The sequence below is a fragment of the Bacillus sp. cl95 genome (assembly GCF_900115925.1).
In the GTDB taxonomy this organism is placed as follows: Bacteria; Bacillota; Bacilli; order Bacillales; family Cytobacillaceae; genus Neobacillus_A.
This window is the reverse complement of sequence record NZ_FOYF01000005.1, coordinates 340,683-354,965: the sequence shown is the minus strand read 5'-3', so window position 1 is coordinate 354,965 and position 14,283 is coordinate 340,683. Positions and strand designations below refer to the sequence as shown.

Below are 14,283 nucleotides of genomic sequence, written 5' to 3'. Positions count from 1 at the left end.
TTTGTTGACATTTTTGTTTGTTTAGTTTTCAAGGAACAATTTTGTTTATCGCTCAGAAGCGACTTTATCAATATACCATGTATCGTATATTGAGTCAACATTTTTTTTATTTCTTTTAATCAAGAAACATGTGTGATAACTTGCTGACTTGAATGATTATATCAGCCTATAACAGTCAAAGCAAGACCTTTTAAATAATAAGTTAATTATGAAAACTAGCCATGCTACATAACTAATAAAATGTCCTCAATAAAGCAGTATAATTTTTAAAAATGGATTTTTCACTTGGCTATCAGTCCCTCCATTTCAATTAACATAGTGCGAAGAACAAAAAATGCCTAGCTCTCCTTTAATGATAGGAAAATCTAAAAAGCAGATCTTCAAACATCATTTCCAAAGGAGAACTAGACATTAGCTAAGCAAGAGTTTCTTCTATGAAGATTTGTCTATTACGATCAAGTGGAAGAACATCACCATTGTCTTCTAGCTTTAACAGAGGGCGGGTAGGTGCCTTTTCATCAATGAATAGCACTTCAGCAATTTGTCCATTGGATAACTTCACTTTGTCTCCGACAGTATAATTTACAATTGCCGACTTTAAAGCAGTAAGGCAATGTAGATCAAACTTCCCAAAATTATCTTCCATAATCAATTCAATTGCCTTATAAGGCGATTGCTTTGTACGGAAAGTTCTTTCCGAAGTCATTGCATGAAATGTATCGGCAACAGCGATAATCTTAGCTATTGGATGTATTTTCTGCTCTCTCTCGCCCATTGGATAACCACTGCCATCAAGACGTTCGTGATGCTGCAATATAGCAATTTTCATCTCTTTTCGGATGACAGGAATATTTTGAATGAGTTTATAGCTGTGTAACGGATGATTTTTCACTTCTTCATACTCACTCAGGGTTAAGGAACTTGTTTTTTTGAAAATACTTGGATTGATTTTTGCCATACCGCAATCAGCTAGACATCCTGCAAGGGCAATTTGCACCCAATCACCTTTAGGATATTGCAGCTTAATCGCAATAAAGCCGCTTATCATACCTACGGCTACAGCATGATGGTATAAATAGTCTTCTCTCGTAGAAAGATGATATAGGTTAAGTATTTCACGAGGAGACTTCTCCATTTTTTCCAATAGGGGCATTAGGATGTTTCTAACTTTATTTATATCTATAGGTAATCCAGACTGCCATGATATGAATTCTTTCTTATAACCATTTACGGCCTGCAAGAATAAGTCCGTCATTCCGAGTTCAACTTTTTTCGCTTCTGCTAATGACAACAATTCATGGTTTTCAATTATCTCATTCGGAATGAAAGGCATTCCTGTGATAAGTGTTTTTTCGACATTCACATCTACTATCTTAAAAACATTTAAGATTTCAATTAATTCTTCGTTAAGTACTGTCTTTTTTGCAATGATTGGCCGATTTGTCCATGAGTATACATCTTCAACTAGAATACAGCCTTCTTGAAGTTCACCAATTTTTACACGCAAAGAAGCCACCCCGATAATATTACGATTTACTCTTATATCGGCTCTATTTGAATAAATTGTTAATATTCGACTAGAATCCGCTCAAAAAAGAGGAACACATCATGCGTCCCTCTTCTTAAATTTCTACTCTTCTCCGTTACTTTCTTCTGTTTGTGCCGATTCACCATCAGTTTGCGGAGTCGATTCTTCATTTGTTTCTTCAGTAATCTCTTCGATTTTTTCATCTTCTTTTTCCACAATAGCAACAGTTGCCACATACTCATTTTCGCTTTCTTCTAATCGAATAAGCTTAACGCCGATTGTGCTTCTGCCCATAGTAGAAATTCCGTCAACTGCCATACGAATTAGAACACCGCCTGTAGTGATAAGCATGATATCTTCTTCACCAGTAACAGCCTTCATGGAAACGAGATTACCATTTTTCTCAGTAATGTTACACGTTTTAATTCCCTTACCGCCTCTACCTTGAACACGATATTCAGCAGCTGGTGTACGCTTTCCGAAACCATTCTTTGTTACTACAAGAATATCGGTATTATCTTCAAGGACTTCCATTCCAACTACTTCATCATCATGATCAAGGGTTATACCTTTTACCCCAGTTGCCGTACGGCCCATAGAACGAACATCTGTTTCTGGGAAACGAATTAACATACCTTTCTTCGTTCCGATGATGATTTCCTTTGATCCGTCGGTTAAGCGAACAGAAATCAATTCATCTTCTTCACGAAGATTTAAAGCAATAAGACCGTTATTACGGATATTTGCAAAAGAAGTCAGTGGTGAACGCTTAGAAATCCCTTCTTTTGTTGTAAAGAATAGGGACCAGTCATCCACAAACTCTTCTACAGGAATGATTGCTTTAACATATTCGCCTTTTTCGATGCCAAGAAGATTGATGATTGGTATCCCTTTAGCTGTGCGGCTAAATTCAGGAATCTCATAACCTTTAGAGCGATATACTTTCCCTTTATTCGTAAAGAAGAGAATAGTATCATGCGTCGAAGTTGGAATTAAGTGTTCAACGAAGTCATCTTCATTTGTACCCATTCCTTGAATTCCACGCCCACCGCGTTTTTGAGCACGGTATGTCGAAACTGGTAGACGCTTGATATAACCGTTATGCGTAAGCGTAAGAACAATGTTCTCTCTCGGAATCAAATCTTCATCCTCGAGATGCTCTAAGCCGCCGCTTACGATTTCTGTACGACGTTTATCGTTAAAGCGCTCTTTAATTTCCGATAATTCTTCACGGATAATTTCAAGCACTTTTTCATCGTCAGCCAAGATCGCTTTCAATTCAGCAATTAGTTTTACTAGGGCTTGATACTCTTCTTCAATTTTCTCGCGCTCTAGTCCTGTTAAGCGTTGAAGACGCATATCCAAGATAGCTTGAGCTTGCTTATCTGACAATTCAAAGTTCGTCATTAAGCCTTCACGAGCAATTTCGGTTGTTTGTGAGCTTCGGATTAAGGCAATAACCTCATCAAGATGATCAAGTGCTTTTCTTAATCCTTCTAAGATATGAGCTCGAGCTTCAGCTTTACGCAACTCAAACTCTGTTCTTCTTCTGATAACAACCTTTTGATGGTCAATGTAGTGGACTAAGCATTGCTTTAAGTTCAAAACTTTTGGCTGTCCATCTACGAGCGCAAGCAGGTTGATACCGAAGCTAGTTTGAAGTGCAGTTTGCTTATATAAGTTGTTTAATAGGACGTTTGCATTCGCGTCTCTTCTAACTTCCATGAAGATACGCATACCGTTACGGTCAGATTCATCACGTAGATCAGTAATGCCGTCAATTTTCTTATCGCGTACAAGCTCAGCGATTTTTTCAATAAGCTTTGCTTTGTTTACTTGATATGGAAGCTCATGAACAATGATGACTTCACGTCCATTTGCCTTTTCCTGAATCTCAACTTTTGCACGTAGAGTAATAGAACCTCTGCCCGTTTCATAAGCTTTACGAATTCCGCTTCTTCCTAGAATTAATCCGGAAGTAGGGAAGTCTGGGCCGGGGATAAACTCCATTAATTCCTGCACTGTTAAATCTGGTTCCTTAGTTAAAGCGAGGACACCATCAATGATTTCACCGAGCTGATGGGGTGGAATGTTAGTTGCCATCCCAACTGCGATACCTGATGTTCCGTTTACTAGTAAGTTAGGGAAACGAGCTGGCATTACAATTGGTTCTCTTTCAGCACCATCATAGTTATCCTGATAATCTATCGTATCTTTGTTGATATCACGTAGCAATTCCATTGAAATCTTTGACATACGAGCTTCTGTATATCGCATTGCTGCAGCTGCATCGCCATCGACGGATCCAAAGTTCCCGTGGCCATCAACGAGCATATAACGGTAGTTGAAATCCTGTGCCATCCTTACCATTGTGTCATAAACGGCAGAGTCACCATGTGGATGATACTTACCAATTACTTCACCAACGATACGGGCAGACTTTTTAAAAGGCTTATCAGAGTGCATACCTAAGTCATGCATTGCGTATAAGATACGTCGATGTACAGGTTTTAAACCATCACGCACATCTGGAAGGGCACGGGAAACGATAACACTCATTGCGTAGTCAAGGAAAGATGAACGCATCTCCTGACTAATATTAATCTCTTTTACTCGTGAATTAGGCGTATCGGACATACCAGTATTACCTCCTCAAAAGAAAAGCGCAAGTGCCTGTTAAGCCTTAAGGGGCTAGGCGCTAGAGCTAGACCATTATCTGCATAAAAACGAAAAACTATTATTCTTAGAACGTTCAAGTCAAAAATAAACAAGGCTGCCTTACTGATTATGTAAAGCAGGATAGACATGCAATATCTATCCTGTTCATTGTTTAAATATCGAGATTTTTAACGTACAAGGCGTTCTCTTCGATAAAATTACGTCGTGGTTCAACTTTGTCACCCATCAGGATTTCAAACGTTTCATCCGCTTCGATTGCATCTTCCAATGTCACTTGAAGAAGTGTTCTTGTTTCAGGATTCATGGTTGTTTCCCAAAGTTGGTCAGGGTTCATTTCTCCAAGACCCTTATAACGCTGAATGCCTGGCTTAGGAGCACTTGGAAGTTGAGCTAGAATTTCATCCAATTGCTTTGGATTATATGCATATTCGATTCGCTTACCCTGCTGGATTTTATATAAAGGCGGTTGGGCAATATAGATATAGCCTGATTCAATGATTTTGCGCATGTAACGGTAGAAGAACGTTAAAATTAAAGTTCTAATATGCGCACCATCAACATCAGCATCAGTCATGATAACAATTTTATGATAACGGGCTTTTGCAAGATCGAAGTCTTCGGCAATACCAGTACCGATAGCAGTAATGATTGCACGTACTTCATTGTTAGAAAGAATTTTATCAAGACGAGATTTTTCAACGTTCAAGATTTTCCCACGTAATGGCAGGATTGCTTGGAAATGTCGATCACGACCTTGCTTAGCTGAACCACCGGCAGAGTCTCCCTCTACCACATAAATTTCGCTGATGGAAGGATCCTTTGAAGAACAGTCTGCAAGTTTACCAGGCAGGCTTGAGATTTCCAATGCACTTTTGCGACGCGTAAGTTCACGCGCTTTCTTAGCAGCAAGTCTTGCTCTTGCAGCCATCAAGCCTTTTTCAACAATTTTTCTCGCAACAACAGGATTCTCAAGAAGGAAGGCTTCAAAACGTTCAGCAAATACTGTATCAGTTATAGCTCTGACTTCAGAGTTTCCTAACTTCGTTTTCGTCTGACCTTCAAATTGTGGATCCGGATGTTTAACGGATACAACGGCTACCAATCCTTCACGTACATCATCGCCTGAGAGGTTGGAATCACTCTCTTTAAAAATATTACTTTTTCTGGCGTAATCATTGATTACACGAGTTAACGCAGTCTTAAAACCGAACTCATGCGTTCCGCCTTCATACGTATGAATATTGTTCGCATAGGAATAAATATGCCCTGTATAGCCATCATTGTATTGAAGGGCTACCTCTACAGCAATACCTTCTTTTTCACCCTCCATGTAGATAGGTTCCTCATGAAGAACTTCCTTCGTACGGTTCAAATGTTCTACGTATGACTTGATTCCGCCCTCATAGTAGTATTCATTCTGTTTATTATTCTCTGTACGCTTATCCTGAATAGTGATTTTCAGACCACGATTCAAGAAAGCTAGCTCACGGATACGATTTGCCAGAATGTCAAATTCATATTCCAATGTTTCTGTGAATATCTCACAGTCAGGAACAAAATGCGTGATCGTACCTGTGACATCTGTTTCACCGATCACTTTTAAGTCGGCGCTTGGAACGCCTCTTTCAAATTTTTGATAGTGGATTTTCCCATCACGATGTACAAATACTTCAAGTACAGTTGAAAGGGCATTAACTACCGAAGCACCAACTCCATGAAGCCCCCCAGACACTTTATACCCGCCGCCGCCGAATTTACCGCCAGCATGAAGGACAGTCATAATGACCTCAACTGCAGGACGACCCATTTTCTCATGAATCCCAACTGGAATCCCACGGCCATTATCCTTAACAGTAATGCTGTTATCTTCTTCAATGGTTACGTTAATTTCATCACAATAACCTGCGAGTGCTTCATCGATACTGTTATCGACTATTTCCCAAACAAGGTGATGAAGACCTTTTGAACTCGTTGAACCGATATACATGCCTGGGCGTTTACGGACTGCTTCTAGACCTTCTAGTACCTGTATCTGATTTTCATCATAAGCCTGTTCTTGAATTGCCTTTTGCTCCATTGTCATGCCGATCACCTACACTTTCATTTACTTGCTCGTATTCATCTATTGTTAAGGCTGCTTTCGCATTGATTGTTGCTTTTCGGATGGTTCTCTCATCCCGAATTCTTTATGGCATCGTGGCTCTTTTCGAGAAGTTTGAACCAAGATTCCATAACAAATCGTAAAAATCCAGAAGCCAATTTTTACTTTCGCGTGTTAAAGTAACAAATTTTACGAAGAGCCATAGTTAAAGAAAAAGATTATTATTGTTGGTAAGGTACTTATAAGTTTAAAATTCTTGCAGCATCATGTGACTTGACCGTTTCTTCAATGTCCCTGATGAAAGGGGAGACAGATATACCTTATCAAGAGTGATTACAACCGATTTAAAATGGCCTTTTGCTAAATTGATGGCTGTATTTTCTTTACGTTTCAAAAACTCTTCAGCCATTGTTGAAGAGTTAAAACTATCTTTGTCTAAAATTGCGATAATATCTTTTGTTTGGATGAGGATTTCTTCACCTAAATGGATATACATGCAAATGCCACCTCAATCATTTTTCCGGATTGTGCCTGCTTCAACTTGAAATGTAGTTGCTTCCTTTAGCGTTTGATGATTAATGCCATTAATACTTGTCGTCGTAACAAAGGTTTGAACTTTCCCTTGAATGGTATTAAGCAAATGTGACTGACGGTAGTCATCTAATTCAGAAAGTACATCATCAAGAAGCAAGATGGGATACTCACCGATTTCAGATTGAATCAATTCAATTTCGGCAAGTTTGACTGATAGGGCAGTGGTTCTCTGTTGTCCTTGTGATCCAAATGTTTGGACATCACGCCCATTCACATGAAAAATAAGGTCGTCACGGTGTGGGCCGAACATCGTAACTCCTCGTTCGATTTCCCGCTTTTTCGTTTTAGCAAATTTTTCTTCAAAGCACAGTACCATTTTCGACAACTCTTGGTCTTCTAATACGTCAACGGACGGTTTATAGACAACTTTTAGCGTTTCTAATCCTCTAGAAATGCCTTGGTGAATAGGTTGTGCCCAATTTTCAAGCAATCTTAGAAATTCAAAGCGTTTGACAGTAATTTTGACCGCTGCCTGAATGAACTGCTCTGTTAAGATTTCTAACATAGTGTGGTCTGTTTGTTTGTTTATTTGCAGCATCTTCAAGTAATGATTCCGCTGCAGGAGTATTTTTTGATATTGACTTATATCATGCAGATAAACAGCCGACACTTGGCCAATTTCCATATCGACAAATCTTCTTCTAATCTGAGGGCTTCCTTTTACAAGGTTGAGGTCTTCAGGCGCAAACATAACGACATTCATGTTGCCGACATATTGGCTCAGCTTTTGCTGTTCGATATGATTACACTTGGCTTTTTTTCCTTTTTTGGAAATGACTAACTGCATCGGCACTGAACCATACAGTTTTTTTACCCTACCTTCTATTTTAGCATAATCTTCATCCCAGCGAATAAGTTCTTTATCATTCGATGTTCGATGAGATTTTGCCATTGCAAGAACATAAATCGATTCCATAACATTTGTCTTTCCTTGTGCATTCTCTCCTAGAAAAACATTCACGTTATTTCCGAAATCAAGACTTAATTCTTGGTAGTTACGATAATTCCTTAACGCTAATTCCTCAATGTACATACAGTTACATCCTTTAGCTATTGGATAATCGAAAACTCCCCAAAATCCTTAATGCAAATTTTGTCGCCGTCCCGAAGTTTTCTTCCTCTTCGCTGATCTTGTTCATTATTGATAAAAACTTCATACTCACTTAAAAACCATTTTGCCATTCCACCCGTTTGAATCAGGTCTGCTGCCTTTAAAAATTGGCCTAAAGTTATATACTCAGTATCAATCTTAATTTTCGTCGCCATTTTTTCACTCTTTCTTCAAAAAGTTTCTAATACTTTATTTTACTAAATAATCGTGTCCGTTACAAAGAAAAGATAAAAAGTCGCCATTTTATTGGCGACTCTATTAGTCTTAGTACGTTCTTACAGGCAAAATCAGCTGTAGAATAGATTCATCATGTAATGGACGAATGAGGAAGGGGCGCATAGCTCCAGTGAAACTCACTCGAATATCTGTTCCTTCTAACGCTTTTAATGCATCCATCATATATTTTGCGCTAAAAGAAATCTTTAATTCTTCTCCCTCTATTGACTGACTTTGTACCTCTTCGACAACTTTCCCAATTTCAGGAGTATTTGAAGAGATTTCAACTATTCCGCCTTCAAGTGTAGAGAATTTAACCACGTTATTACGTCCTTCACGTGCTAACAATGAAGCACGATCAATCGCTTGTAAAAATTCTTTTGTATTTACGACTACTTCAGTTTTGCTCTCATTGGGAATCAGTCTAGTTGTATCTGGATAATTTCCTTCAAGCAATCTTGAGAAGAATAATAGATGCTTGGCTTTAAACAAAACTTGATTTTCTGTAATGACGATTTCAACCAATTCGTTGTTATCATCGAGAATTTTACTTAATTCATTCAAACTTTTACCTGGAATGACAACATTGTATGATGCATTGTTGCCTGTTTCGATTGCCGCTTTTCTTAATGCTAGTCGATGGCTATCTGTTGCAATACAGGTTAATTCCTCGTTTTCTACCTTCCAGTTTACACCTGTCAAGATGGGGCGTGTTTCTGACGTGGACACTCCGAAAACAGTTTGACGAATCATCGCTTTTAAAAGGTCAGTAGGAATTCTAAAAATGTTGTCTTCTTCAATATGTGGAAGATGAGGATATTCTTCTGCATCTAAACCATTTAGATTGAATTCAGATTTTCCAGATCGAATGACAGTTTGCAAGTTGCCTTGAACTTCCATTTCAACCGTGTCTGTAGGTAATTTCTTAACAATCTCACTAAAAAATTTAGCTTGTAGGACGATAGATCCTGCTTGTTTGATTTCAACAATTTCATCCCCGGATTCTTCTTTAGGAATGAAAGATTCGATTGAAATATCAGAATCACTACCAGTTAGAGTTACTCCATCTTGGGTCGCGACGATTTTAATACCTGTCAAAATTGGAATAGTAGTTCTGGAAGTTACAGCTTTCATGACATCTTGCACGCTTTGAACCAAACGGTCTCGTTGAATGATAAATCTCATTTTTAATCCTCCATTTTGAGCATAAATTCACCTTAATGACATATACTAATATGTTTTAAAAATATAGTAGAAGTAATAGTAGGGCCTGTGATTATGTGGATAAGTCGTATTTTGAAAGGAAACACAGCCTATCCACATGTGGACAGACTGTGTGCAAACAAGAGTAAGTTATTCACATAATTCTAGACTTTTAATATTTCATGTAATTCTTTAACTTGTCTTTGTAATTGAGCATCTGTTGCAAGCAGCTTTGATATTTTTTCATGAGCATGGATGACCGTCGTGTGATCTCGACCGCCGAATTCTTCACCGATTTTTGGCAAGGAATGATCTGTTAGCTCACGTGATAGATACATAGCGATTTGTCTTGGGAATGCAACAGATTTTGTTCGCTTTTTTGCTTTAAAATCCTCTAATTTGATATGGAATTGTTCCCCGACAACTTTTTGAATCTCATGTATAGTAACAACTTTCGGCTTTGAACTAGGAATGATGTCCTTCAAGGCTTCGGCTGCTAGATCCGCATTTATATCTTTATTAATTAAGGAAGAGTAGGCAACAACCCGGATAAGTGCACCTTCAAGCTCACGAATATTCGAATCAATTTGATTGGCAATATAGAGCATCACTTCATTTGGAATATCTAGGCCCTCTGCTTTCGCCTTTTTACGTAAGATGGCAATCCTGGTTTCCAAATCTGGCGGCGTAATATCCGTGATAAGGCCCCATTCAAAGCGAGAACGCAAACGATCTTCCAAAGTAGGTATTTCTTTTGGTGGTCGGTCACTCGAGATAACAATTTGTTTACTTTCTTCATGAAGCGTATTAAATGTATGGAAAAATTCTTCTTGAGTTTGTTCTTTTCCAGCCAAGAATTGAATATCGTCAATAAGTAGCACATCAACGTTTCGATACTTATTTCTAAAATCAACAGCCTTATTATCCCTAATTGAGTTGATGAACTCATTGGTGAATTTCTCTGATGACAAATAGACGACTTTAGCGGAGGGGTTATGGTCAATAACATAATGGCCAATTGCATGCATTAAGTGCGTTTTTCCTAGACCTACGCCCCCGTATATAAATAGCGGATTATATGCTTTTGCAGGAGCTTCCGCGACAGCAAGGGATGCCGCATGTGCAAAGCGGTTTCCAGATCCAATAACAAACGTATCGAACGTATATTTTGGATTGAGCATATTTAGCGGCAATTCGATCTGCTCATCATCTTTTTTAGATTTTTTCGGTTGTGCCGGTAAGTCTAGTGGTTCTTCGTTCTGATTTTGAGGAATGATAAATTTAACGGCTAATTCCTCACCAGTTATCTCATATAAGATGCCTGAAATAAGCTGAGAATACCGTTCTTCCAGCCAATCACGGGCAAATTCATTCGGTGCGGTAATGATTAATAAATCCCCTTGAAGAGAATGAGCTTTCGTCGATTTCAGCCATGTATCAAAACTTGGCTTACTTATTTTCTTTTCTATATTCGAAAGAGCCGCATTCCACAAATCCGCGATATTTTCCAAGTGGTATCCCTCCTTTTTCTGGTTTTATTATCAAAAACAGCTAGGTTGTACAGCTTGTACAACGCACTATTCATAAAAATACGAATTAATGAATGTGGAAAAACATATAATAAGGAAGTAAAATGGAGTTTCGACATTATCCACTACTTGTGGACAAGGTTTTACAAAGAGTTAGAATAACCTGTCCACAAGATATCCACAATCTGTGGATATTGTATATGAGAAAGAAGAGTTATCCAGAGTGAAAACATAAATATAATATCAAATATTTATAAGTGGCGCAATGGTTTTTGTTAGTTTATCCACAAGTCTCCTATTATGGGGATTTAAATTGTCCACAACGATTTTTTATGTGAAAAACTTGTCAATATGTAGTGTGGATAATAAAAAATGTGTCGATTTTTTATCCACAGGCTGATGTTTGTCGAATTTGAACTAAGATCAACTAACCAAACATCTTTAAGAAGTATCACTGGAAGATTTGTGAAACCGTTGAAGGGGAGTTGACAATTTAGAGGGTACATCTCTATAATAAATAAGACTGTCTTTAACAGCTATTCCTCAGGGAGGTGTAATATAATGAAACGTACTTACCAACCAAAGAAACGTAAACACAGTAAGGTTCACGGATTCCGCAGCCGCATGAGCTCAGCTAACGGACGTAAAGTTTTAGCTCGTCGCCGTCTAAAAGGAAGAAAAGTATTATCAGCTTAGGCCACTGAACTATCTCAGTGGTCTTTTTTCTCTTTCTCTGGATGATATGATTGAAATAAAGAAGCCCTTTTCTTGAAGGGTGACCTGACAGAAGGTGTTTAAAATGAAGAAAGAATTGCGGATCAAAAAGAATAAAGAGTTCCAGGAAGTCTTTAATAAAGGTCGTTCTGTAGCAAATCGTCAATTCGTGCTGTATCTTTTGCCAAAAAGCGAGCAAACTGATTTTCGCATTGGACTTTCCGTAAGTAAAAAAATAGGCAATGCTGTAATGCGAAATCAAATTAAGAGATATATTCGTCAATCCGTCTTGGAATTAAAGACTCAATTACAAGATGGTAATGATTATGTCATTATCGCTCGAAAGCCTTTGGCTGAAATGGACTTTTTTGAAGTGAAGAAAAGTTTGACGCATGTATTAAAAGTGGCAAAGGTTTTGAAAAAAGACAGACCAGGACATAATGGATAGGGATTTCTCTATTAATTTTTCGCAAGACTGAAAATTTGAAAGCACTTCCTATATAAAAGTGATAAAATACACTTGATTGCTCTCTCATTTTTATAATGAGAGAAGTTTTACATAAAAAAGTCGGTCTATTAAGTAGTATGAAAATATAAGTGAATAGATTGAAGGAGGAAAGTACGCTTGAAAAAGAAAATATTTCTAGTCATTACCTTGATCTCATTAATGCTGCTATTATCCGGCTGTACCGAGATTAAGCAACCTATCACTTCTGAAAGTGAAGGGTTTTGGAATGAATATATTGTTTATCCCCTCTCACTATTGATAACTAAAGCGGCTGAAATATTAGGAGGAAACTTTGGATTATCGATTATCTTTGTTACCATTCTTATTCGTTTAGCGATTTTACCACTTATGATCAAACAAACTAAAAACTCAAAAGCAATGCAGGCGCTCCAACCGGAAATGCAAAAATTGCGTGAAAAGTATAGTTCTAAAGATCAAAAGACACAGCAGAAACTTCAGCAAGAAACAATGGCATTATTTCAGCAAAATGGTGTGAATCCTTTAGCTGGATGTTTCCCATTACTAGTTCAGATGCCGATTTTGATCGGATTTTATCATGCAATCTCCAGAACAAGAGAAATTTCTGAACACAGTTTCCTTTGGTTCGATCTTGGAGACAAAGATCCATATTATATTCTGCCGATTGTGGCAGGTATCACAACGTTCATCCAACAGAAGTTAATGATGGCAGGTACTGAAAACCAAAATCCGCAAATGGCCATGATGCTTTGGATGATGCCGATTATGATTGTTATTTTCGCATTTAATTTCCCAGCTGCACTTTCACTTTATTGGGTAGTGGGGAACTTATTTATGATAGTTCAAACATATCTTATTAAAGGGCCGGAGTTGAAAAAAGCTTCAGCATCCGGTAACGCGGGAGGAGCAAAGAAGTGAAACAGGTAACTGCTACCGGACAAACAGTCGAAGAAGCAGTAGAATCAGCTTTAGCTCAACTAAACACAACCAAAGACCGCACAGAAATTACGATCATCGATGAAGGCAAAAAAGGCATTTTCGGGATTTTCGGATCCCGTCCTGCCATCATTAAGGCAACAGTGAAAATTGATGCAATCGAAGAAGCGAAAAGCTTTCTACTTCAAGTCAGTGAAAAAATGGGAGTACCGATCCAGATTGAAATCCAACGAGAGGGTAAGCAAGTAAACTTTACCTTAACTGGCGATAAGATAGCCTTACTCATTGGGAAAAGAGGACAAACACTTAATTCCTTGCAATACTTGACACAGCTTGTTGTAAACCGTTTTTCAGATCAATATTTGACTGTAATCCTAGATGCTGAGGATTATCGAAAAAGAAGAAGCGACACGCTAGTGATTTTAGCACAGCGCCTGGCTCAAAAAGCATTGAAATCTGGTAAAAGTGTGACATTGGAGCCAATGCCTTCTTATGAAAGAAAAGTGATTCATACTGCGCTTGTAGGAAATAAGCGAGTAAAAACATTTTCTGATGGCTCGGAACCACATCGACACATTGTTATAACACCAGTAAAATCTTAAATATCGTCTAGCAAGTACCTTATCCCTCGGATAGGGTATTTTTTTATTTCAGCTATGTTAAAGTTCAGTGTTGTTACTTTATAAACAACGTTGATTGGAGTGGAAGGCTCTTGACTCCTCGAAAATCCTCATGATGCTATCGCATCATTTCGTGCGATGTGAATACATGGAAGCTTTCCTTGTGCTACCGCCTTTTCTTCGTGCGTGGGTTCTTTCGAGGAAGTTCATCAATGTCCTAGGGGAGTAGCGTACAGGCGAGACCCCCAGGAGCGTTAGCGACGAGGAGGCTCGGCGAACGCCCCCAAGACGAATTTTTCCATGAAAAAGTCGGTATTAAGGTTTTTCATAATTCGTCCAGGAAAGCAAGCGAATGGAACGGAAATCAACAGACTCGTTTAACAGAGGCTTCAGTTTAAGCAAGCCTTCTTTTTAAAGAACGAGTGAAGAGTTAGTGATTTTATCTATGCCATCTCAAAAATTATTTCCCAAGATTAAAGGTTAATGGAAGCTTGCTTTATTGTTATTCACATGTGGATAAGTTAAAATGTAACTAGTTGATTTTTTCGGGTTGTGGATAATTCCC

At 38.2% G+C, this 14,283-nt stretch carries 12 protein-coding genes; 4 read left to right on the top strand and 8 right to left on the bottom strand.

Going from position 1 to position 14,283, the window contains the following annotated elements:
- Positions 1-415 precede the first annotated feature (415 nt).
- From BMZ31_RS15690 to dnaA, 8 genes are all read right to left on the bottom strand, one after another.
- Complete coding sequence (locus tag BMZ31_RS15690; protein WP_254778862.1) at positions 416-1,516, bottom strand: HD-GYP domain-containing protein; 1,101 nt, start codon at positions 1,514-1,516, stop codon at positions 416-418.
- Positions 1,517-1,630: 114 nt separating this feature from the next.
- A complete protein-coding gene (gyrA, locus tag BMZ31_RS15685) occupies positions 1,631-4,165 on the bottom strand; it encodes a DNA gyrase subunit A (RefSeq protein ID WP_090832851.1) in 2,535 nt (844 codons plus the stop codon).
- Positions 4,166-4,358: 193 nt separating this feature from the next.
- A complete protein-coding gene (gene gyrB, locus BMZ31_RS15680) occupies positions 4,359-6,284 on the bottom strand; it encodes a DNA topoisomerase (ATP-hydrolyzing) subunit B (protein ID WP_090832881.1) in 1,926 nt (641 codons plus the stop codon).
- 271 nt (positions 6,285-6,555) lie between these two features.
- Positions 6,556-6,804, bottom strand: coding sequence for an extracellular matrix regulator RemB (gene remB, locus BMZ31_RS15675; RefSeq protein ID WP_090832850.1), 249 nt, complete (start codon positions 6,802-6,804; stop codon positions 6,556-6,558).
- Between the two features lie 12 nt (positions 6,805-6,816).
- On the bottom strand, positions 6,817-7,935 hold the full coding sequence (recF, locus tag BMZ31_RS15670; protein WP_090832849.1) for a DNA replication/repair protein RecF: 1,119 nt from the start codon (positions 7,933-7,935) through the stop codon (positions 6,817-6,819).
- Between the two features lie 17 nt (positions 7,936-7,952).
- Positions 7,953-8,168, bottom strand: coding sequence for a S4 domain-containing protein YaaA (gene yaaA, locus BMZ31_RS15665; protein ID WP_090832848.1), 216 nt, complete (start codon positions 8,166-8,168; stop codon positions 7,953-7,955).
- A 109-nt stretch (positions 8,169-8,277) separates the two neighbouring features.
- A complete protein-coding gene (gene dnaN, locus BMZ31_RS15660; protein ID WP_090832847.1) occupies positions 8,278-9,414 on the bottom strand; it encodes a DNA polymerase III subunit beta in 1,137 nt (378 codons plus the stop codon).
- 182 nt (positions 9,415-9,596) lie between these two features.
- Positions 9,597-10,943, bottom strand: coding sequence for a chromosomal replication initiator protein DnaA (gene dnaA / locus BMZ31_RS15655; protein ID WP_090832846.1), 1,347 nt, complete (start codon positions 10,941-10,943; stop codon positions 9,597-9,599).
- Between the two features lie 579 nt (positions 10,944-11,522).
- Between dnaA and rpmH the strand changes: the two genes are divergently transcribed.
- The 4 genes from rpmH to jag all read left to right on the top strand — a co-directional run bounded on the left by rpmH (position 11,523) and on the right by jag (position 13,700).
- Positions 11,523-11,657 (top strand): 50S ribosomal protein L34, encoded by a 135-nt coding sequence (gene rpmH / locus BMZ31_RS15650; protein ID WP_090832845.1) that lies wholly within the window; start codon positions 11,523-11,525, stop codon positions 11,655-11,657.
- Between the two features lie 103 nt (positions 11,658-11,760).
- Positions 11,761-12,123, top strand: coding sequence for a ribonuclease P protein component (gene rnpA, locus BMZ31_RS15645; RefSeq protein WP_090832844.1), 363 nt, complete (start codon positions 11,761-11,763; stop codon positions 12,121-12,123).
- Positions 12,124-12,300: 177 nt separating this feature from the next.
- Positions 12,301-13,080, top strand: a complete 780-nt coding sequence (gene spoIIIJ / locus BMZ31_RS15640; RefSeq protein WP_090832843.1) for a YidC family membrane integrase SpoIIIJ — start codon at positions 12,301-12,303, stop codon at positions 13,078-13,080.
- Positions 13,077-13,700 (top strand): RNA-binding cell elongation regulator Jag/EloR, encoded by a 624-nt coding sequence (jag, locus tag BMZ31_RS15635; RefSeq protein ID WP_090832842.1) that lies wholly within the window; start codon positions 13,077-13,079, stop codon positions 13,698-13,700. The genes spoIIIJ and jag overlap by 4 nt, the downstream gene beginning before the upstream one ends.
- Positions 13,701-14,283: the final 583 nt, after the last annotated feature.